Below are 20,655 nucleotides of genomic sequence, written 5' to 3' on the forward strand. Positions count from 1 at the left end.
TCCGCCGGTACGGGACGGCGCCATGCTCATGAACAGGACCGGGCCCTCCGGCCCGGAGAAGCGGCGGAGCAGGGTGTGCCCGACATCTCACTCCCCCGTCGTGATCAGCAGGGTGAACGTCGGAGCCGTCCCGACCACCCCGCTCACCGGGCCGGGCCCGCGCCGGTTCGCCGCTCCCAGCCCCTCCTCGGGGGATCAGCGGGTGGTGAGCTCGAACCAGGTCGTCTTGCCGCGCCCGGCGGGGGAACTGCCCCAGTCGGCCGCGAGGGCATCGACGATCAGCAGTCCGCGCCCGGACTCGGCCTCCTTGTTGTCGGTCTCACCGGCGGTGAGGATCTCGGTCGGCACCGGTGGATGCGGATCGCTGTCCCGCACTTCGACACGGAGCCGGTCCGGGTACTCCCGCAGCCGTAGATCCACGTCGCTCTGCGCATGGATGAGAGCGTTGGTGACGACCTCGGACACCAGCAACTCCAGATCGTCCAGCAAGGGCATCAGGTCCCATTGGCCCAGCAACTCCCGCAGGAACCGGCGTACGTGCGCCACACCGCGCAGATCATGACGCTGGACCGAGGTACGTGCCACCCGGCGCTGGCCACCGGGCTGGGCTCCTTCGTAGCGCATCACCAGAAGTGCGACGTCGTCGCCCTGCTGTGGGCGCGGAGTGCAGTGCTGCGTCAAACGATCCGCCACCACCTCGACGTCCTTCGCGCAGTTGTCGGCCAGCACACGGGCCAGCCGCTCGACAGCCGCGTCCACCCCCAACCGACGGGTGTCCAGCAGACCATCGGTGAACAGGGCCACCACCGACCCCGGCGACAGGAGGGTCTCGCTCTGCTGGTACACGGCGTGCGGGTCAACGCCCAACGGCGGTCCCATGGGCGGCTGCGCCTGGACGGTCCGGCCCTGGGCATCGCTGATCAGCGGCCCCGGGTGGCCGGCGGTGGCGAGGCCGGCGCTTCCGAGCGCCAGATCCAGCCACAGGCAGCAGCACGTGGCGTACAGGTCGGTGTCCAGCCCCGCCAGCAGGTGGTTGGTCCGCTCCAGCACCCCGGCCGGCTCGTGCCCCTCGGCGGCGTAGGCCCGTGTCGCGCTGCGCAGCTGGCCCATGGTGCCCGCCGCTTCCAGGCTGTGGCCCTGCACATCCCCGATGACGAGCCCGATGCCGCCGCCGGGCAACCGGAGGATGTCGTACCAGTCGCCACCCACCTCCGCCCCCTCGTTCGCGGGCAGGTACCGGGACGTGGCGACCACCTCGGGCAGGTGCGGCAGGCTTCTGGGCAGCAGCGTGCGTTGCAGGCTCTGCGTGAGGGCGTGCTCGATCTCGTAGGAACGGGCACGCTCCAGGGACAGCCCCACCTGCTCCAGCATGATGACGAGTACGGCCAGTTCCTCGGAGGTCAGCGTGCTGCCGGGGGTGTCGAGGTCGAGGGTGCAACAGCCCACCGATCCTGCGGCGGAGACCAGGGGAAGGTAGGCCCGGCTCTGGAGGTCCGGGGGGTGGCCGACGTCGGGATACGCCGTGCGGAACTCATCTGCCGTGGCGAAGAGTTTGGCCTCGGCCTGGGTGATGGTGTCGGTCTCGGGGGTGTGCTCGGACAGGAGCGTTCCTTCGATCTGATGGACCGCCTCCCGCGAGAAGCCCGCGGCGCCCACGACGTGCAGACGGCCCTTCTCGGCGAGGGACAGCATGAGTCCACGTGCGCCCAAGGGCCGCACATGGGCCTGTGCCGCCGCGACGATGTCCCGGACGCGCCCTGCCGCAGCGAGGTCGAAGGCGAGCCTGTGCAGTTGGTAGAAGTGGGCGTTGCCCGCCAGGAAGCCATCGGCCGGTTCTTCCCGCTGGTCCTGGGCGGCGGCTTCCGGGACGGCCACGGTCGGCCGGTGGGATGCGGTGCCGGGGGACCGGGAGACGAACCGCGGGACGAGAGGGGGCTCCAAGGCCGCCCCTTGCTCGGCCAGCTTCTCGAGATCGGCTGCCAGCCCGTCCGCGACCGCCTGCACGTGCTCCAGGCTTTCCGCGGAGATCTTTCGCGCAGGCGTCCAGCGCAGCGTTACGGCCCCGAAGCGGCGCCGTTGTGTCCGCACCGGCGCGGACGCCAGGACCGTGGTGAACGGGATGTGCAGGAGAACCGCCGGCACTTGCCGGGCGGAACTCCGGACCTCCGTACTGTCGATGAACACCAACTCACCCGACTGGTGGGCTCTGGCGGAGGCGAGCGAGGGATCGTCCGCCGCCATCGACGGCAGGATGGTGAAGCTCAAGGGCGTGCTCACGGTCATGGCCGCGACCAGCGACCGGGCGTCCGAGGTCAGCAGATAGGCGGTACAGGTCGCAGCCTCCAGGCGAGCGTCCAAGTGGCGCAGTGCGGATGCCATGGCTCGGCCCCACTGCGGCTGTCCGGCGGCTGCCCGGGGTGCCGATTCGGAGAACTGGGGGTTCATGAGATCCGCCCTGGGGGGGTGTGGCACACGCCCGGCGCGCATTGCCGGAAGTGGACGTACTCGCCGGGCCGCTTCCTCCCATTATGGATCCGCCCCGGTCAGCGCTGCTGCGGCAGCGGCAGCGGCAGCGGCAGCGGCTGAAGGATCTTCGTCCGAACCGGCCCGGGGCGCCGCCGCCCGCTTCGCCGTCGCGGCTGACCGCGCTGTTCCCCGCGGCGGCCGTCCGGAAGGGCCACCGCGTGCCGGCCGGGGCACCGCTTGGGGCGTGGTCCTCCCGCTCCTGCTTGCAGCGGCCGGTGCCGTACGTGCCGTCGGGGGCGGCGGCGCCTGTGTGAGCGGCCCCAGTGGTGACGGCACCGCAAGAACGACAGTCTGGATACGGAGGGCGTCATCCACTCCACAGGGGCAACCGCGCGCATCCTGCCGGCCGCGTCGGCCATCACCGAGAAAGGAGGGGATACCGCATGTCCAGCCGTGTAATTTTTCGGAACGGAACCGTGGTCAGTATGGTTCCCGGCGAGGAATCACGCCGGGCGAACGTTCTGGTGGCCGACGGCCGCATCGCGAAAATCGGCGATTTCCGCGACATGGACGGCGAAATCATCGACGCCACCGACTGCATCGTCTCGCCCGGTTTCGTCGACACGCACCGCCATGTATGGCAGACCCAGTTGCGCGGCGTCACCCATGACTGGTCACTCAAGGACTACATCCGCAGCATTCGCCTCCAATCCGCGGTTCATTATCGGCCCGAGGACATGTATGTCGGCAACTATCTTGGAATGCTGGAAGCGATCAACGCCGGAGTGACCACCGTGCTCGACTTTTCTCACTGCATCAACTCTCCCGAGCACGCCACTGAGGCGATTCGCGGGACCCGGGAGTCGGGCATTCGGTCGGTCTTCGCGCTCGGTCTCAATGAGGTTCCGGTCGACAGCCCCGTCCTCAGTGGCGTTGAACATCGCATCGACCACGCCAAGCACCTCCGCGCTACGGAGTTTCCGTCCGACGATGCGCTGATGACCATGGGGATCGCGCTCTCCGATGTTCATATCGCCGGCATCGAGCGGGTCACCGGCGAAGTAGGCATCTCACGGGAACTCGACGTCCCGGTGACGTTCCACGCGAACGCGGCCCTGTTCCCCGACCCTGTCTCCGAGGTGGCCTTTCTCGAGGAGGCCGGGCTTCTGGGCCCGGACCTGATCTGGGTCCACATGAACCTTTCCACGGACGAGGAGCTGCGGCGCGTCATCGAGACCGGCGGTGCCGTCTCGTGCACGCCTGAAACCGAGATGCAGATGGGCATGGGATTTCCCATTTTTGGACGCTTCATTGAGGCCGGCGGCCACCCCGGCCTCGGCTGCGACGTCATTTCAAATAACTCCGGCTGCCTCTTCTCCCAGATGCGTCTGGCTTTGCAGGCAGAGCGCATGATAACCAACGACAAGTCCCTGAGCACCGGCTATGCGCCCGACACCATCCGGCCGACGACCGAGACGGCTCTGCGTGCGGCGACCATCTGGGGCGCGCAGGTTTTGGGTCTCGACACAAGGATCGGCACGCTCGAGGTCGGCAAGCAGGCTGACGTCATCATGATTCGTGGCGACGACGTCAACATGCTGCCGGTCAACAAGCCGGTCGGATCCATCGTGCTGCACGCGCACCCCGGAAACGTGGACACCGTCATGGTCGCGGGCCGGATCCTCAAACGCGACGGCCGGTTGCGCGACAGCCGTGCGCAGCTTCGCGGAAAAATCCGTGAATCGCACGACCACCTCATGTCCGCGATCGCCGGATCCGGTGGGCTCATCCCGCAGCCTCCAGCCGCGCTGCCTTGGTAGGGCTGCACGCGGAGGCGGAATACGCCGGTACTCGTCGCTCGCGAAGAGGCTTCGAGCTTGCCGGACGACCTCACGCGACAAGTCGACAAGGGCCACTGGTGTGCGGTCCCTCGCGTCAGCCGGTGGCGCGGACTGCGGCGAGATCGAGGGCGATGTCGGTGATCATGTCTTCCTGACCACCGACCAGCCCGCGGCGGCCGACCTCGATGAGGATCGCGCGGGCATCGACGCCGTGGCGGCGGGCGGCCGTCTCGGCATGGCGCAGGAAGCTGGAGTACACACCCGCGTACCCGAGGGTGAGGGTCTCGCGGTCCACCCGCACCTCGCGGTCCTGGAGGGGGCGTACGACGTCGTCGGCGGCATCCATCAGAGGGAACAGGTCGCAGCCGTGCTCCCAGCCCATCAGCTCGGCGACCGCGACGAACGCCTCCAGGGGGCAGTTGCCCGCTCCGGCGCCCTGACCGGCGAGGGAGGCGTCGACCCGGGTGACACCGTTCTCGACGGCGGCGACCGAGTTGGCCACACCCAGCCCGAGGTTGTGGTGGGCATGGACTCCCAGCTCGGTGGACGGGTCGAGGACGTCGCGGTAGGCGCGGACGCGGTCGCGTACGCCGTCCATGGTGAGGTGGCCGCCCGAGTCGGTGACATAGACGCAGTTCGCGCCGTAGGACTCCATCAGCCCGGCCTGCCGGGCCAGTTCGGCGGGTTCGGCCATGTGGGACATCATCAGGAAGCCGGCCACGTCCATGCCCAGGTCGCGGGCGGCGGCGATGTGCTGGGCGGAGACGTCGGCCTCGGTGCAGTGCGTGGCGACGCGCACCGAGCGGATGCCGAGGGCGTGCGCTCGGCGCAGGTCGTGCACGGTGCCGATGCCGGGCAGGAGCAGGGTGGTGGGCACCGCGTGGGTCACCGCGCCGCAGACGGCCTCGATCCACTCCCAGTCCGTGTGGGCGCCGACGCCGTAGGTGATGCTGGAGCCGGACAGACCGTCGCCGTGGGCGATCTCGATCGCGGCGACTCCGGCGGCGTCGAGTGCGGCGGCGATGGTGCGGGCCTGTTCGACGGTGTAGCGGTGGCGGACGGCGTGCATGCCGTCCCTGAGGGTCACGTCCTGCACATACAGGGTGTTCGACTGGGGCGCGGTCATGGGGAAACCACCTTCGTGGTGCGGTGGGCGGCCATGCGCTCGGCGGTGCGCAGGGCGGCCGAGGTCATGATGTCGAGGTTGCCGGCGTAGGCGGGCAGATAGTGGGCGGCGCCCTCCACTTCGAGGAACACCGACACCTTGGCGGCCTGGCCGGACCGGGAGCCGGCCGGGAGAAGGGAGCGCAGGGGGCTGTCGGTGGCGACGCGTTCGAACTGCACCTTCTGCTTGAGGCGATAGCCGGGGACGTACGTGCGGACGCGCGCGGCCATCTCCTCCACGGATGCGGTCACGGCGGCGTCGTCGCAGTCGCCGACGAGGCAGTGCACGGTGTCCCGCATGATGAGGGGCGGTTCGGCGGAGTTGATGACCATGACGGCCTTGCCGCGGGCCGCGCCGCCGACCTGCTCGAGGGCCGACGAGGTGGTCTCGACGAATTCGTCGATGTTGGCCCGCGTGCCGGGGCCCGCCGAACGGGAGGAGATGGAGGCAACGATCTCCGCGTAGTGGACCGGGGTCACGGCCGCGACGGCGGCCACGACGGGGATGGTGGCCTGCCCGCCGCAGGTGACCAGGTTGACGTTGGGCGCGTTCAGATGGGCGTCGCCGTTGACCGGCGGCACGACGTACGGGCCGAGCGCGGCCGGGGTGAGGTCGACGACCGTGCGGCCGAGTCGGCGCAGGACCTCGTCGTGGCGCTGGTGCGCGCCGGCGGAGGTGGCGTCGAAGACGAGGGACACGTCCGCGAACTCGTCCAGCGCGACCAGGCCGTCCACGCCCTCGTGGGTGGTCGCGACCTTCAGTCGCCGGGCGCGGGCCAGGCCGTCGGAGCCGGGGTCGATGCCGGCCATGGCGGCGATCTCCAAGGAGTCGGAGAGCCGCAGAGTTTTGATCATGAGGTCGGTGCCGATGTTGCCCGAGCCGATGACGGCGACCTTCGTGGTCATGCTCCGGTTCCTTCCGTGGCGGTGGCGAACGCGGTGGTGACCGTGCCGAGTCCTTCGATGTGGGCGGTGAACGCGTCGCCTTCGGCGGCGACGGCCATCGGGCCGAGCGCGCCGGTCAGGACGATGTCGCCGGCCCGCAGCGGCTCGCCCAGGCCGGCGAGCGTGGAGGCGAGCCAGAGGGCGGCGGTGAGCGGGCTGCCCAGGCAGTCGGCGCCGGTGCCCCGGGAGACGGTCTCGCCGTTCCTGGTCAGGGTCATCCGGACGTCGCGCAGGTCGACCCGGTCCAGCGGTACGGGGGTGCCGCCGAGGACGAACAGGCCGCAGGAGGCGTTGTCGGCGACCGTGTCGACGATGCCGATGTCCCAGTCGGCGATGCGGCTGTCGACGATCTCCAGCGCGGGCAGGGCGAACGCCGTGGCACGCAGCAGGTCGGCGACGGTCGGGTCCCGGTGCGGCAGGTCCGCGCCGAGCACCAGGGCGACCTCCGCCTCGATCTTCGGCTGCACCAGCCGGCCGGGGGCGATCAACTGCCCCTCGGGCACCGCCATATCGGCGAACAGGGCGCCGAAGTCGGGCTGGTCGACGCCGAGCTGGCGTTGCACGGCGGGCGAGGTCAGGCCGATCTTCCGGCCTGCCGGGCGCCGGCCGGCGGCGATGCCCCGCTCGACGTTCCGGCGCTGCACCGCGTAGGCGGCCTCGAGGTCCGCCTCGGGCAGCAGATGACGCACCGGGGGGCACGGGACGCCGGCGCGGGCGGCTTCGTCCAGGACGGCCGCCACCTCGGCCACCGGACCGGCGGGCTCGTGGGCGTTCATGCTGCGCCCCTGCCGGAAGTGCGAAGGGGCTGCGGGATGGACATGCGGGTTACCTCCGAAAGAGAGCGGAGCCGGTGAGGGGCTCGGTACGGGTGTGCCGGCCGTCGCTGTGACGCAGGCCAGGTATAGACGCGCATCGTGAGCAACGGCAAAATATGTTCCATGACACGGAACAGCGCACAGGGAAACATGCTGGACAAGGCAGTGGCAGTGTTGGACTGCTTCCGCCCGGACGGTGGATCGTTCCGTCTCACGGAACTTTCTGAGCGTGCAGGTCTGACCAAGACCACGGCGTTCCGGCTGTGCGGCGAACTGGTCCGGCTCGGTCTGCTCGAACGCGACGCGGAGAACTACCGGCTCGGCGGCAAGCTCTTCGAACTCGGCTCGCTCGTGCCGCGCCGGCATGATCTGCGCGAGGCGGCCCTGCCCTTTCTGCAGGACCTCTTCGAGGCGACGCACGAGACCGTCCACCTCGGGGTGCGCGAAGGCCACGAGGTGGTCTACGTGGAGCGCATCCACGGACACGGCGCCCTGCGGCTGCCCTCCCGGATCGGCGGCCGGCTCCCGCTGACCTGCACCGGCGTCGGCAAGGCACTGTTGGCCTTCGCCGGCGCGGAGCTGGCGGAGGAGGTGCTGGACGCACCCCTCCCCAGCCTCACACCGCACTCGGTCACCGATCCGGAGCGGCTGCGCACCGCCATCGAGCAGGCTCAGGTCGCGGGCCTGGCCTACGAGGAGGAAGAGGCCACCCTGGGCGTCAGCTGCATCGCGGCCCCCGTCTTCGACGGGGCGGTGGCGGTGGCGGCGCTGTCGGTCGCCGTGCCCCGCAGCCGCTTCCGGCCCGCCCAGCTCGCTCCGGCGGTACGCACCGCCGCGTTGGGACTGTCCCGTGCGTTGCGCTCCGGTACGTGACCGGGCGACGGATCCGTCAGTCGTCGGGAACGCCTGCGCCACTCAGCGACGGAACCGTGCTCTCCGGGCGCCCCAGGGAGCGGGCCCCGGCCTGGAACTCGGCGAGTTTGCCGATGATGGTCCGGCCGACCGGGAGGTGGCCCCAGATGCTGATGCCCTGGTAAGTGGTGGGCTCCCAGGTGGTCTCGTCGACGACGACGGGGTTCCAGCCGACCTCCCACTCGAAGCCCGATGGGGTGCGGGCGTAGTAGGAGAGTTCCTTGTCGTTGGTGTGCTGACCGACGGACAGGGCCATGTCGAAGCCGAGTTCGTGCACGCGCTGGTAGCTCTGCGCCACGTCGTCCAGGGTGGCGGCCTGGACGTTGAGGTGCTGCACGCGGGTGCGGACCGCATCGACCGGCAGGCCGCGGGCGGCGGCGATCGCGATGGAGTGGTGGCGTTCGTTGACGCGCAGGAAGCGAATCTTGAATTTGACGCCGCCGAAGGTCTCGTCGATGTAGTCGGTCAGGCGGGCGTCGAAGACGGTGTTGAAGTAACCCCGGGTCTGCATCGGCTTGGTGGAGGTCAGCGCGATGTGCCCCATGCCGCCGTCGCCGGTGACGAAGCCCGTGGCGAGCATGCGCAGCGGCTCGGCCGACTTCGCCGGGGTGGTGGAGATCTCCTGTGTGATGCCCTTGGGGCCGGGGAAACGCAGCAGGCGCCCGACGCCGCGCAGGGCGGCCTCCTCGTCGGTGCCGACGGTGAAGGGGGCGCCGTGGGCGCGGATGCGGGCCTCGATGCGTTCGAAGGCGGCGTGGTCGTCGATGTGCCAGCCGGTGGCGACGACGTCCTCGGCGGGGCCGCGCCGGATGAGGAAGCGGCATTCCCGGTCGTCGAGGCGGAAGCGCATCAGGTCGCGGGAGAGGGCGTCGTGGTGCATGCCGATGGCATCGGTGCCGAAGCGGCGCCAGTCGGCGAAGCGGTTGGTCTCGATGACGATGTACCCGAGGCGGACGGCACCGAAGACGGACGGGGCGTCATGTGTGGTCATCGGCGGCCGGCCAGGAAGTCGGCGCACAGGCGGTTGAACAGGCCGGTGCGCTCGTACTGCACCCAGTGCCCGGTGTTGGCGACGAGGTACAGGTCGCAGTTGGGCATGCGGTCGGCCAGCATCCGGCCGCCGGACGGCCGGTTGACCTTGTCCTCCGCGCCCCACAGGACGAGGGTGGGCACCGGCAGTCGGTTCAGGCGCGGGTCGCGGGTGAAGTCCATCTTCCACAAGGTGCGCAGCCCGGCGGGGCGCTGCAGCGGCGGAGAGGCGATCACCTCGGGGTCGATGCTGGCCCGGTAGCGCTCCTCGATGGCGGAGTCCGGGACCTCCGCGGCGTTGAAGACGAGGTAGTTGCGGATGAACGTCTCCAGCTTCAGCCGCGAGGGTCCGTCGCCGGTGTAGTAGCCCAGCAGGTTGTTGAGCCCGGGAGTGGGCAGGGCACGGGTGTTGCCGACCCCGCCGGGTCCCATCAGCACCATGCGGTCGACCCGGTCAGGGGTGTCCAGGGCCAGCCGCAGGGCACAGGCGCCACCGTAGGAGTTGCCGACGAGATGGGCCTTGTCCAGGCCGAGTGCGTCCATCAGGCCGCGGATACCGTCGGCCAGGCAGCCGAAGGGGTCGGCACCGTCGACGCCCTTGGTGCTGCGCCCGTAGCCGGGCAGATCGGGCACGATGACGCGGTACTCCTCGGCCAACTCGGCGATGTTGCGGGCGTAGTTGGACACGCCGGAGGCGCCGGGGCCGCCGCCGTGCAGCAGAAGCACGGGCGGACCGTCGCCCGTCTCCGCGGCGAAGATCTCCTTTCCGCCGATGTCGTACGTCGTCTCCTGCATCGTCGGCAGGCCGCCATGCGGGGTCATGGTGTCGTCCTCACTGGGTGGTGTTCGCGGTCGGGCGGGGTGCGGCGGCTGAGGCCGGGCCCGCTGGAGGGGTGTCGGGTATACGGAGGCGGCTGCGCAGGTGCAGCCGTGGGGCGCCGAGCGGCGGCGGCCGTACGGCGGGTGGCCGTCCGGGGCGCAGGACGCCTTCCCCGGTCATCCGTGGCCGGGGCCCGGCTGCCGGGCTCCGTTGAGGCGGACCGGGCGCGAGGCGAACCTCGGCATCGCCGCTCCGGGACTCGTGATTATTACTGTAGCGTTCACTCCAATTGGAATGAACGCTACAGTAAGCACGACGCCGGATACGGTCAAGGGCCGGCACAACAGGAGGGAAGTGCCATGACCAGGCCCCACACGACACGCCGCAAGCGGGCGAACGGACGGGAGTCGCGGCAGCGCATCCTCGACGCCGCCGTGGAAATCGCAGGTGAGCGCGGATACGAGGGCACGTCCATCGCGGCCGTCAGCACGAAGTGCGGGCTGCCGGCGAGCTCGATCTACTGGCACTTCAAGGACAAGGACGACCTGATCGCCGCGGTCATCGAGCGCAGCTTCGACAGCTGGCTCGCCGCGGTCGAACTGCCGGGCGAGGAGACGGGCACGTCCCTGCAGCGGGTCACCGTCATGGCCGCGAACGTGGCCAGGTCACTGGTCGAAGCGCCGGACTTCCTGCGCCTCGGTCTCATGCTCGCCCTGGAGCGGCGGCCCACCGAGCCCCGCGGCCGGGCCGTGTTCCTCCAGGCCAGGGGAATCGCGCGCCGGAAGGTCGCCGAGATGCTGCAGACCCTCTTCCCCGAGTTGGACGAGGCCGCGATCCACACGCTCACGACGTACGCCATAGCGGGCTCCGACGGCCTGTTCGTGCAGCGGGAGATCACCGGGGACGCCGTCAACCTGATCGCGATGTTCGAACTGCACGCCCAGTCGGTGCACGAGGCGGCACGCCGCATGGCGGCCGGAGCGGGACGGTGACCGGGGCCGGAGGGTGACCGGGGCCGCCCCGCGACGTCCGGGACCGGCCGCCGTGCGCCACGCGAGGGGGCGGCGCAGGCGGACGGCCTCGCCGACCGGTCAGACGTGTCCGACCCGTTTCCATCGGCATCGGCCCTCCGGCTCGCGCACGGCCGGGCGCGAAGCCGGCGAAGGCCACGGTGTACGGGCGCCGCGTGCCGGGCGATCACTTCAGCCACGCGCCGGTCAGGTCTGCTGCCGTGGTCAGCCCTTCCAGGCAGGGAGGTTCATCCCGTGGAGGTTGCGGTAGGCGGCGCGCCGCGGGGGTGCCCAGTCTTCGAGGAGCGCGTCGTCGACCTCGTAGACCTCGATGCCGATCGGGTGGCACACCTCGAGCGGGTCGCGCGCGTCCGGCCCCCACAGCGGCACGGACAGATCGCCGCCCGGGCAGGTGGACAGCGCGCAGAGCAGGTCGAGTTCGGCGAAGAACTCGAAGTGGTCGCCGGGCCGGGCCGGGCAGGCCTTCATGAAGTACTGGTCGTCGGCGTTGAGTCCGGTGCACTGGAAGACGTTGAGGACGTCGTGCACATCGAACTCCGTCAGCCCGTACGGCAGGACCGCGCGGACCAGGTTCGAGTGGCAGTGGAAGTCGAAGTCCTCGCCGGTCAGCATGCGGTTGACGTACGGGTCGCAGCGGGTGCCCAGCAGGTCGTGGACCCTGCCGCCCTCGCCGTCGGTGCCGTAGCCGTCGAGTGTGTCGTCGGTGACGGTCAGCAGCGGACGCAGGAAGGGAAGGGTGGACCACAGCCGGTCGTAAGTGCTGACGTGCGCGCGCTGGAGCTGACGGGTTCGTGCCGCCCAGAGCCGTTCGCGCGGGTCGTGGCGGTTCCATACGTTGAGGTCACCGACCTGGGGCCCGTCCACGGTGACGATGCGGCACAGATGGCCGGCGGGTACCTCCCAGGCGCGGCCGGAGCGGATCGGGATGGTGAAGCTGTCGACCAGTCGGCGGCCGGGGCTGCCGGAGACCCGGTCGTAGAAGGCCTTGTCGACGTCGAGGGGGCCGCCCTCGGTGGCCTGGTACGCGGCTTCGGTGCTGACCATCGGTGCCTCTCTTTCCTGGTGTGTCCGCTGTTCCGCCGGACGGAGGACCGGCCGGGGCTGCCGGTCGGGTGCCGGCTGTGCGAGGCCGTCAGGCGCTGTGGACCGCGCGCACGATGTCGACGACCTGACGCTCGGAGTCCTCGAGGTAGCGGGCCAGCCCTTCGGCGGCCTCGATGCGCCGGCCCGTTCGGAGCAGATCGCACAGCTCGCGGTCGCGCGGCACCCACTGGCTCTGGAATTCCGCTTCGGTCCGCACCTCGGAGAAGGCGAGGCGCAGCTGGGCGACGGTGGTACGGAAGAAGCGGTCGAGCCGGGCGCTGCCGATCAGGTGCACCACACCGCGGTGGAAGTCCAGAGAACAGGTGGCCGCCTCTTTCCACTGACCTGCCTCGGCGGCCCGTTCGGCGGCCGAGACATGCCGGTCAAGGCCGTCGAGTGCCTGCTGAGGGGATGTGAAGCTCTGCTCGGCCGCCCTGAGTTCCAGGGCGCGACGGGCGGCGTAGATGTCATGGACGTCCGCGACGTCGAGGCCTTTGACGGCAGCTCCCTTGTAGAGCTGGTGGACCGCCAGGCCTTCGTGCACCAGCAGACGCACGGCTTCGCGCAGGGTATTGCGCGAGACGCCGAACTCCTCAGCGAGGGCCGCGTCGCGCAGCGGGTTTCCGGGAGCGAGCACACCCGAGGTGATCCGGTCGCGCAACCGGTCGGCGATCGACTCGGCAGCGAGGTAGGGGGGCGGCGCGGCGACGCCGTTCTCTTCATCCAGCATGTGAGGAAGCTACCCCAGGATTGCTCAGCAATCCATAGCCAGGCCAGGAGCCTCGTCGCGCAGAGCATAGCCATTTGTCCTGATATGCAGGCGAAGGCGAGGCGTCGATCGCGAGAATTCACACCTCACCCTTGACAGGATCGTTCAATCATTTCTAGCTTCATCGCCACTGCCGGCCTGAGTGCCGTCGAGATCCGCCACCTGCTCCCCGCCCGACTCTCGACCCCACCGGTCCCGGCCCCTCTCGACTCCCCGAGGTGGCTCATGCCCTCTTCCCCGCTCGCCCCGGAGGCCGCGCCCCGTAGCGGACGCGACCTGCTCGAAGACAGCAAACTCAGCGGTTTCCATCGCCGGCTCACGATCTATTCGGCCGGCGGCCCCTTCCTCGACGGTCTGATCCTCAGCGTGATCGGCGTCGCCCTCACCCAGCTGGGCCCCCAATGGGGTCTCGGCGGCGCCTGGGAGGGGTTGCTCGCGGCCGCCGCCCTTGTGGGGCTCCTGGTCGGTGGCACGGTCTTCGGCTGGGTCACCGACCGCTACGGCCGTCACATCATGTACACCATCGATCTCGCCGCGATCGTCGTCTTCTCCGTCGCCCAGGCCTTCGTCACCGGCCCGGAGCAGCTCCTGATACTGCGGTTCCTGATCGGCGTGGCCGTGGGTGCGGACTATCCGATCGCCACCTCACTGCTGGCGGAGTTCTCCCCGCGCAGGCACCGCGGCGCCATGCTCGGCCTGCTCACCGTGATGTGGTCGGTCGGCAGCGCAGCCGCCTACCTCGCCGGCGACTGGATGCTGGGCTTCGGCGAGGAGGGCTGGCGCTGGCTGCTCGCCTGCCCTGCCGTCCCCGCGGCGATCCTGGTGCTCCTGCGCTTCGGCACCCCCGAGTCGCCACGCTGGCTGCTGTCCAAGGGGCGCCGGGCCGAGGCGGACGCCGTGATGAAGAAGGTGTTCGGTCCGTCCGCGACCGCCGAGGACCTGGGCACCCCGACGCAACCCGCAGAATTCTCCGCGGTCTTCCGCGGCGAGTACGGCCGGCGGACCTTCTTCGTCTCCCTGTTCTGGGCCTGCTCGATCATGCCGATCTACGCGATCTACGCCTTCGCCCCGCAGCTGCTCACCGCGCTGGGTCTGGCCGGTGAGGACAGCAGCAACCTCGGTTCGGCCGCGATCGGGCTGGTCTTCATGGTCGGCTGCATGGCGTTCCTGCCGGTACTCGGAAAATTCGGCCGCCGTCCCTTGCTGATCGCCTCGTTCGCCACAGCCACCGTGCCGCTGTTCCTGCTGGGGCTCCTGCCGGGGCTGCCTCCGGTCGCGAGCGGCCTGCTGTTTGCGGTGTACGCGATCGCCATCGGAGGCCCCACCCTGCTGCAGTGGATCTATCCGAACGAGCTGTTCCCCACCGAGATCCGGGCCACAGCCGTCGGCGTGGGTACGGGCTTCAGCCGGATCGCGGCAGCCGTGGGCACCTTCCTCACCCCCATCGCTCTGGACAACTGGGGCATCGGTCCCACCATGTTGCTGGCCGGCGCGGTGTCCGTGGTCGGCGTGACGGTCTCGGTCGCGATGGCGCCGGAAACCCTCGGCCGTTCCCTGGAAAGCTGCAGCGCCACCTGATCCGCACGGCGCACGAGGCCGGGGCGGCGTCCTGCCCCGGCCTCGTCGCGGTCGTCACCCCAGGGGACAGCCGCTGCTCATGGCCGGCGGCGGTCGAACAGTACGGCTCGGACCGGGGGCACGGGCGCGGCCATCTCGATGTCACAGGGGCGGCAGGCGCCCGGTGTTTCGAACAGGGTGCGCGTCACGGGGAGGGCTCTTCGGGTTCGACGGTCTCGACGGGGACTCCGAGGTCGCGTATGGCCGCGAGTTCCGCGTCGGGGGTGCCGGTGTCGGTGATGACGGCGTGGTAGTCGGCCACGGTGCCGTAGGCGTAAGTGGCGGTCCTGCCGAACTTCGAGTGGTCCGCCAGGAGCAGCGTCTGTTCTGCGGAGGCGAGCATGGCCAGCTTCACCTCGACGTAGTCGTTCAAGGGGTGGAAGAGCTGGCCTTCCAGAACGGCGGTGGCGGACATGAGGGCGAGGTCGGCTCGGATCTGGGACAGGGCGCGGGTGACGGTGGGACCGGTGCAGGAGTTGAAGTCGCCGCGGTAGTGGCCGCCCAGCAGGGTGACGCTCACGCCGGGTGCGGACCCGAGGCGTTGCGCGAGGCCGACCGAGTTGGTGACGACGTGGAGTTGCTCCAGCTCGGCCAGCCTGGGGACCAGGAGGAACAGGGTGGTCGAGTCGTCCATGAGTACCGTGCTTCCCGGCCTGATCCGGTCGGCGACGGCCGCGCACAGGGCGTTCTTGGCTGCGAGGGCGGTGCTCTCACGGAAGCGGGTGGCCGTCTCCATGGTGAGGGCGGGGAAGGCGACGGCCCGCCCCCGCTCCTTGCGCAGCAGATGGCGCCCGGCGAGGTCGTCCAGGTCCCGGTGCATCGTCATCAGACTGACGTCGAAGTGCCGGGCGAGGTCGTCGATGCGGGTCTCGCCCTGCTCGGCGACGTACCGCAGCACGGCCTGCCGCCGCTCCTCGACGGCGGCCTGTGACAGTCGCGTACGGGCAGTCACAGCGCTCCTCCTTCCCCGTGGTCCCGGTCTCGTAGTTTCCCACAGTGACCCGGGGGAGCCCGGGCTCGTCCGGGCCCCCGGCCTCGGGCCTCGGGCCTCGGGCGGCTGCGGCGTACGGCGTACATGCCTGCTTGCGCAGCCGTGTGCCCGCGGGCCTACGGACCGTTCACCGTGACCAGCACCTTGACCTGTTCGGGGTCCACGGACGCGGCGAAAGCCTTGGCGGCGTCCTCCAGGGGATAGGTGGCGGTGACGATCTCGGTGGTGTCCACGTCGCCTGATGCGATCAGGGACATGGCAATGCGGTAGTCCTCGCCGGTGTACATCAGGGTGCCCTCGATGCGGATCTCCCGGTCCTGGACCAGGTCCAGACGGACCGGGGTCGTGCCGGCGGCTCCCACACCCACGACGACGATGCGGCCGCCCTTGGCCAGGAGGTCGACGGCCTGCGCCATGGACTGCTCCCGGGCCACGCAGTCGAAGACGACGTCGACCGGACCGCCGAGCGCCGCGTGGGCCCGTTCGACCAGGTCGGGGGCGTCGGCGGGCAGGGCCGCATCGGCGCCGAGGCGCAGCGCCCGCTCCCGCTTGCCGTCCATGAGGTCGGTGACGGCGACCCCGGCGGCGCCGGCGTGCCGGGCGACGAGGAGGGTGAGCAGGCCGATGGGGCCGGCGCCGAGTACGACGACCGTGCGGCCGGTGAGGTCACCGGCCTTCGTCACGGCGTGCACCGGGGTGGCGAGCGGTTCGACGAGGGCGGCCTCGATGTCGGTCATGCCGTCGGGGACGCGGTGGACGCGGTCGGCCGGGATGGTGAACAGGTCGGTCATGGCACCGGGTGTCTGGCAGCCGAAGACCTTCAGCTCCTGGCAGACGTTGTAGCGGCCGGAGCGGCACTGGGGGCACCGGCCGCAGTACAGGTTGGGTTCGATGATCACCCGGTCGCCGGGCGCGAAGTCCTCGGCGCCCTTCCCCGTCGCGGAGACGACGCCGACCGCCTCGTGACCGGGACGGTAGGGGAGGTCGATGAAGGGATGGTGGCCGGCCGCGGCATGGGCGTCGGAGCCGCACACGCCGACGACCGTGGTGCGCACCAGAAGTTCGTCGTCACCGGGGACGGGTGCGGGCACGTGCTCGATGGTGATGTCGGCGAGGGAGCGGACGAGAACGCGGCGGATCTGCTCGGTCATGGTGGCGGGGTTCCGTTCGGTTCGGGCGTTCACGCTGCGGCGAGGCCGGGCTCGATATGGATCTTGCGGCCGACGCCCGCCCGGAACCGGGCGATCGCGTCCGGGAACGCGGCTAGCGGGAGACGGTCGCTGATGAAGAGGTCCGGGTCGATGACCCCGGTGGCGAAGAGGTCCGCGGCACGTTCGAAGCTGTGCAGGACGGCCATGGAGCCGGTGATGGTGATCTCCTGGCTGTAGATCCTGTAGGGCTCGACCGCGACGCGTGCGGTGGGCGAGGCGACGCCGAACTGCAGGTACGTACCGCCCTTGCCGACCCGGCCCAGCGCGTCCTGGATGACGACCTCGCGGGGGCCGGGGGCGGGGTCTTCGAGAACCTGGAGCTTGACCTCGCCCGGAGCGGTGATCACGGCGGCCCTCACTTGACGGCTCCCAGGGACAGGCCGCGCACCAGCTTGTCCTGGGCAGCGAAACCGGCGATGAGCACCGGCAGCGACACGAGCGTGGCAGCCGCGCACAGCCGGGCCAGGAACAGACCCTCGTTGGTGATGAAGCCCACCAGGAACACCGGCGCGGTGGATGCCTGGGTGGCAGTGAGGTTCACGGCGAACATGAACTCGTTCCAGCTGAAGATGAAGCAGATCAGCGAGGTGGCGGCGAGTCCTGGCATGGTGACCGGCGCAACGATCCGCAGCAGCACGGTGGGCAGTCCCGCGCCGTCGACCTCGGCGGCCTCCAGGATCTCCTTGGGCACCTCGGCGAGGAATGAGCGCATCATCCACACCGCGATCGGCAGGTTCATGGCGGTGTAGAGGATGACGAGCGTCCAGACGTTGTCCAGCATGCCGAGGTCCTTGACGATCACGTAGATCGGCAGCAGCGCCGCGATGAGCGGCAGGAACTTCGTCGACAGGAAGAAGAACATCACGTCGGTCCACTTCTCGACCGGCTTGATGGACAGCGCGTAGGCCGCCGGCACCGCCAGGACGAGGACCAACAGGGTGGAAAAGACGCTGGCCATGGCCGAGTTGAGCAGGTACGGGGTGATGTCACGTTCCAGCAGGAGCGAGAACTGGTCCAGGGTGAGCGGCGCCAGCAGGCTGGGCGGATTGGTTGCCGCGTCGGCCTCCTGGTGGAAGGCCGTGAGCACCATCCAGGCCACCGGAGCGAAGAAGGCCAGGGTGGCCAGCCACGCGACGAAGGTCCACAGCGGCGAAAGGCGCGACATCTGCCCGGGGTCCCCGGGGCGGCTGCGGCGGCGCAGCATCCGTGCGACGAGGGGGGTTGCCTGGGCGCTCATCGGGACGCCTCCTCACGGAACAGGGAGGCGACGACCCGCAGGGCGAACGTCGCGATGACGATCGAGCCGATCACCACGACGACACCGGCGGCCGCGGCCTGGCCGTACTCGAACTTACGGAACATGGTCAGGTAGATCTCGTAGGGCAGGTTGGTGGTCTGGGAGCCGGGCCCGCCCTGGGTGATGGTGAAGACCGCGTCGAAGGTCTGCACCACGAAGATGGAGCCGAGCACGATGCCCAGTTCGATGTACTGCCGCAGGTGCGGCAGCGTGATGTAGCGGAAGATCTGCAGTGCGGAGGCCCCGTCGACCCTGGCGGCCTCCAGGACGTCGCCGGGCTGGGCCTGCAGACCGGCCAGGAGGATGAGCATCATGAACGGCGTCCACTGCCACACCAGAGCGATCACCAGGGCAGGCATGGGGAAGTTCGACACCCAGTCGACGGTGGGGCCGTTCTCGGCCCCGAACAGCCGGTACACGGCGTTCAGGGTGCCGTTGAGCAGGCCGTAGTCGGGGTTGTAGAGGGCGTGCTTCCACAGCAGCGCGGCGGCGACCGGCATCACCAGGAACGGGGCGATGAGCAGGGTGCGTGCCAGGCCCCGGCCGAGGAAGCGCCGGTCGAGCAGCAGGGCCAGGCCCAGTCCGAGGAGCACGCTGAGGGCGACCACGGAAGCGGTGAGGACGACCGTGTTGAGCACCGCGTGGCGCAGTCGTTCGTCGGTGAAGACGAACGTGTAGTTGGACAGGCCCGTGAAGTGACGGTCGCCCGGCCGCACGATGTTCCACTGAAAGGTGGAGATCACGAGCGTGGCCACGAACGGCAGCTGGGTGACGAGGACCGTGAAGATCAGTGCCGGCAGCAGCGGGAAGCGGCGCCGCCACTTGCGGCTGCGGACGGGCTTGGACGGGTGGTGGGCAGGTGGCCGCATGGTCTTCTCTGGGGGATCGATGAGCGTGGTCATGGACTTTCCTCCGCCGTCGGCGGCCGGGGGATGGGGGTGTGGGGAACGGCGCCCCGGCCGACCGGGTGGCCGGCCGGGGCAACGCGGCTCACTTGTGGTTCTCGGCGGCGTTCTCGGCGAGCTTCTGGCCGTTGTCGAGTGCCTCGTCCACGCTCTTCTTGCCGGCGATGGTGGCGGAGATCTCCTGTGTCACCTTGGTGCCGAGGTCCTGGAATTCGGGGATGGCGACGAACTGGATGCCCTTGGTGGGCCGCGGCTGGGTGCCGGGGTCGGACGGGTCGGCCTGCTGGATGGACTTCAGGGTGATGTCACCGAAGGAGGCGGCGGCCTTCTTGTACTGGGGAATCTCGTAGGTGCTGGCCCGCTTGCCGGCAGGCACCCGTGACCAGCCGAGCTTCTCACCGACGAGCTGCTCGTACTTCTTGCTGGACGCCCAGAGCATGAACTTCGAGGCGGCGTCGGCGTTCTTGGTGGTCTTCGGCATCGCCCACGACCAGGCCCACAGCCAACCGCTGCTGTCCGTCTTCTCCACGGGCGCGTACGCGTAACCGATCTTGCCGGCGGCCTTGCTGGTGCTGGGGTCCTCCAGCGCACCGGCCGCACTCGTGGCGTCGTACCACATGGCGACCTTGCCCTGGCTCATCGCGTTCAGGCACTCGGTGAACCCGGCCTGCGCGGCGCCCGCCTCACCGTGCTTGCGGACCAGGTCGACATAGAACTTCGTGGCCTCCTTGAAGCCTCCGCTGTTGACCTGCGCCTTCCAGTCCTTGGTGAACCAGGTGCCGCCGAAGGTGTTGACCACACTCGTCAGCGGCGCACCGAGCTCGCCCCAGCCGGGCAGACCGCGCAGGCAGATGCCCTTCATCCCGGGCTGAGCGCCGTTGGCCTTGGCCGCGAGGCCGGCCACCTGCCGCCACGTCGGGCGCTCGGGCATCGACAGGCCTTTCGCGGCGAAGACGTCCTTGCGGTACATGAGGAAGGACGACTCGCCGTAGAACGGCAGGGCGTAGAGCTTGCCGTCCGCGCCGGACAGGGACTGCACCATCGGCTTGAGCAGGTCGGACTTGTCGAAGCTCGCGTCCTTGTCGGCGTAGGAGCCGAGCTCGTGCAGCCAGCCGTTCTTCTCCCAGATGGGTACTTCGTAGCTGCCGATGGTGGCGACGTCGTACTGGCCCGCCTGAGTGGCGATGTCCTGGGTGACCTTGTCGCGCAGCTCGTTCTCGGGCAGGACCGTGAAGTTGACCTTGATGCCGGTGTCCTTGGTGAAGGTGTCCTTGGTGAGCTTCGTGATGTCCTCCATCTGGGGGTTGCCGACCATCAGTACGTTGATGCTCTTGCCGCCGCCTGCGGAGCCGCCGGCGCCGGCTCCGGAACAAGCGGTGGCCAGCAGGGCGGTGGCGGCGGCGCCGGCGATGAGGGCGTATCTGGCTGATCGCATGACGGGGACCTCTCGTGCGGTGGGTCGGGATACGGAGTAAGGGGCCCATGCGGCGCCGCTCGTTGCCGGAACCAGCCGCTTGACGGGGTTCGTCGGGGGCTCGGCTGAGAGATCGGCTCGGGAGGGAGGGGGTGGAAGGCGGCCCTGAGGGTGTCGGGCGCGATATCGATGGCGGAATTATTAGCAGAATACTGCGCCGTTGTTAACACATCTTGCGAGAAAACTTCCCTGCATCTATCGCCAATGCGCCCCGCAAGGAGCTGGGAACACCTTCGCCCCTCCGCTTCCCGTCGCCGCCGAAGCAGGCTGATGACCAGGTCACGG

Annotated in this window: 17 protein-coding genes and 1 pseudogene; 4 read left to right on the forward strand and 14 right to left on the reverse strand. The window is 69.7% G+C overall.

Going from position 1 to position 20,655, the window contains the following annotated elements; all coding sequences use genetic code 11:
- Positions 1-195: 195 nt before the first annotated feature.
- Complete coding sequence (locus ACFYYR_RS04405; protein ID WP_388846782.1) at positions 196-2,379, reverse strand: SpoIIE family protein phosphatase; 2,184 nt, start codon at positions 2,377-2,379, stop codon at positions 196-198.
- A 530-nt stretch (positions 2,380-2,909) separates the two neighbouring features.
- Here ACFYYR_RS04405 and ACFYYR_RS04410 point away from each other — a divergent pair.
- Entirely contained in the window at positions 2,910-4,286 is a 1,377-nt protein-coding gene (locus tag ACFYYR_RS04410) for an amidohydrolase family protein (RefSeq protein ID WP_388846784.1), read from the forward strand.
- Positions 4,287-4,401: 115 nt separating this feature from the next.
- Here ACFYYR_RS04410 and dmpG read toward each other — a convergent pair whose 3' ends face one another.
- The 3 genes from dmpG to mhpD are packed head-to-tail and all read right to left on the reverse strand — an operon-like array spanning position 4,402 to position 7,192.
- Positions 4,402-5,433: a 4-hydroxy-2-oxovalerate aldolase gene (gene dmpG / locus ACFYYR_RS04415; protein WP_388846786.1), complete on the reverse strand. Its 1,032-nt coding sequence runs from the start codon at positions 5,431-5,433 to the stop codon at positions 4,402-4,404.
- Positions 5,430-6,377, reverse strand: a complete 948-nt coding sequence (locus ACFYYR_RS04420; protein WP_388846788.1) for an acetaldehyde dehydrogenase (acetylating) — start codon at positions 6,375-6,377, stop codon at positions 5,430-5,432. Before ACFYYR_RS04420 ends, dmpG begins: the two co-directional genes overlap by 4 nt.
- Entirely contained in the window at positions 6,374-7,192 is an 819-nt protein-coding gene (gene mhpD / locus ACFYYR_RS04425; protein ID WP_388846790.1) for a 2-keto-4-pentenoate hydratase, read from the reverse strand. The genes ACFYYR_RS04420 and mhpD overlap by 4 nt, the downstream gene beginning before the upstream one ends.
- Positions 7,193-7,381: 189 nt before the next feature.
- Here mhpD and ACFYYR_RS04430 point away from each other — a divergent pair, with 189 nt between their 5' ends.
- The gene (locus ACFYYR_RS04430) at positions 7,382-8,104 is read left to right on the forward strand and encodes an IclR family transcriptional regulator (protein WP_388847265.1); all 723 of its coding nucleotides are present in this window, start codon (positions 7,382-7,384) and stop codon (positions 8,102-8,104) included.
- Between the two features lie 16 nt (positions 8,105-8,120).
- On the opposite strand, the gene ACFYYR_RS04435 is transcribed toward ACFYYR_RS04430, so the two are convergent.
- Together ACFYYR_RS04435 and ACFYYR_RS04440 are read right to left on the reverse strand one after the other, a co-directional pair.
- A complete protein-coding gene (locus tag ACFYYR_RS04435) occupies positions 8,121-9,134 on the reverse strand; it encodes a VOC family protein (protein WP_388846792.1) in 1,014 nt (337 codons plus the stop codon).
- Positions 9,131-9,994, reverse strand: a complete 864-nt coding sequence (locus ACFYYR_RS04440; RefSeq protein WP_388846794.1) for an alpha/beta fold hydrolase — start codon at positions 9,992-9,994, stop codon at positions 9,131-9,133. The genes ACFYYR_RS04435 and ACFYYR_RS04440 overlap by 4 nt, the downstream gene beginning before the upstream one ends.
- 357 nt (positions 9,995-10,351) lie before the next feature.
- Here ACFYYR_RS04440 and ACFYYR_RS04445 point away from each other — a divergent pair, with 357 nt between their 5' ends.
- Positions 10,352-10,984, forward strand: coding sequence for a TetR/AcrR family transcriptional regulator (locus ACFYYR_RS04445; RefSeq protein ID WP_388846796.1), 633 nt, complete (start codon positions 10,352-10,354; stop codon positions 10,982-10,984).
- Positions 10,985-11,227: 243 nt separating this feature from the next.
- Here the strand turns inward: ACFYYR_RS04445 and ACFYYR_RS04450 are convergent, their stop codons facing one another.
- Both ACFYYR_RS04450 and ACFYYR_RS04455 read right to left on the reverse strand, forming a co-directional pair.
- Positions 11,228-12,067: an urea carboxylase-associated family protein gene (locus ACFYYR_RS04450; RefSeq protein ID WP_388846798.1), complete on the reverse strand. Its 840-nt coding sequence runs from the start codon at positions 12,065-12,067 to the stop codon at positions 11,228-11,230.
- 88 nt (positions 12,068-12,155) lie between these two features.
- A complete protein-coding gene (locus tag ACFYYR_RS04455) occupies positions 12,156-12,836 on the reverse strand; it encodes a GntR family transcriptional regulator (RefSeq protein ID WP_388846800.1) in 681 nt (226 codons plus the stop codon).
- Positions 12,837-13,100: 264 nt separating this feature from the next.
- Between ACFYYR_RS04455 and ACFYYR_RS04460 the strand changes: the two genes are divergently transcribed.
- Complete coding sequence (locus ACFYYR_RS04460) at positions 13,101-14,453, forward strand: MFS transporter (protein ID WP_388846802.1); 1,353 nt, start codon at positions 13,101-13,103, stop codon at positions 14,451-14,453.
- 184 nt (positions 14,454-14,637) lie between these two features.
- Here the strand turns inward: ACFYYR_RS04460 and ACFYYR_RS04465 are convergent, their stop codons facing one another.
- The 6 genes and pseudogenes from ACFYYR_RS04465 to ACFYYR_RS04490 form a co-directional block, all read right to left on the reverse strand.
- A complete protein-coding gene (locus ACFYYR_RS04465; protein ID WP_388846804.1) occupies positions 14,638-15,444 on the reverse strand; it encodes a DeoR/GlpR family DNA-binding transcription regulator in 807 nt (268 codons plus the stop codon).
- 155 nt (positions 15,445-15,599) lie between these two features.
- Positions 15,600-16,634, reverse strand: coding sequence for a zinc-binding dehydrogenase (locus tag ACFYYR_RS04470; protein ID WP_388846806.1), 1,035 nt, complete (start codon positions 16,632-16,634; stop codon positions 15,600-15,602).
- A gap of 29 nt (positions 16,635-16,663) precedes the next feature.
- Positions 16,664-16,969: pseudogene (locus ACFYYR_RS04475) on the reverse strand (alcohol dehydrogenase); the annotation flags it as partial.
- Positions 16,970-17,049: 80 nt separating this feature from the next.
- Positions 17,050-17,859, reverse strand: a complete 810-nt coding sequence (locus ACFYYR_RS04480) for a carbohydrate ABC transporter permease (protein WP_388847267.1) — start codon at positions 17,857-17,859, stop codon at positions 17,050-17,052.
- A 68-nt stretch (positions 17,860-17,927) separates the two neighbouring features.
- Positions 17,928-18,893, reverse strand: coding sequence for a carbohydrate ABC transporter permease (locus ACFYYR_RS04485; protein WP_388846808.1), 966 nt, complete (start codon positions 18,891-18,893; stop codon positions 17,928-17,930).
- An 88-nt stretch (positions 18,894-18,981) separates the two neighbouring features.
- Complete coding sequence (locus ACFYYR_RS04490; RefSeq protein ID WP_388846810.1) at positions 18,982-20,331, reverse strand: ABC transporter substrate-binding protein; 1,350 nt, start codon at positions 20,329-20,331, stop codon at positions 18,982-18,984.
- Between the last annotated feature and the right edge of the window lie 324 nt (positions 20,332-20,655).

The sequence above is a fragment of the Streptomyces sp. NPDC001922 genome (genome assembly GCF_042891165.1).
Lineage (GTDB): Bacteria > Actinomycetota > Actinomycetes > Streptomycetales > Streptomycetaceae > Streptomyces.